The 513-nt window shown below is 62.2% G+C and carries 1 protein-coding gene; it reads right to left on the reverse strand.

The genetic code is table 11. From position 1 onward, the window contains the following. Nucleotides 1–513: GTP-binding protein (locus NW835_RS09160; protein ID WP_414415113.1), on the reverse strand; the 513-nt coding region annotated here is incomplete at both ends.

Consider the following 513-nt stretch of genomic DNA (forward strand, 5'->3'; position numbering starts at 1 on the left):
GATGAACACTAGGCGGGTCAACTGCGGCTCTTGCGGGCGCCAGGGCCGGTCGTAGTAGGTTTCCAATCGCCCTCCCACTCCCTGCAGCACCAGCCGCATCGGCTTGTGGGGCACGGCCACAAACCCCTTCACCCGGTAGAGGCATTCCTCTTGAGCCAGTTGGCGCAGTTGGGCAACTAGGGATCCCGGCTCATAGCCCCCCTCCAGGCTCAGGTAAAAAGACTCGAAGGCCTCGTGCTCGTGGTCTTCTTCGTGGTCGTGGTGGCTGGGGCGGCTCTCAAGTTGGTCTTCCACGGCTGCGTTGAAGCCCAAGAGCACTTCTGGGGCAACCTGGCCCCGCTCACAGGGAAGGACTCGAACCTCAGGGCGCAATTGTTGCCGCAGCCAGCTCTCCACGCGCGCTCGCTCCGACAACGTGATCTGATCCACCTTGCTCAGCAGCACCAAATCGGCGCAGCTCAACTGATCCGCAAACAGCTCCTCAATGGGCGTCTCGTGATCCAGGCTCGCATC

The organism is Synechococcus sp. OH2 (assembly GCF_047462155.1).
In the GTDB taxonomy this organism is placed as follows: domain Bacteria; phylum Cyanobacteriota; class Cyanobacteriia; order Thermostichales; family Thermostichaceae; genus Thermostichus.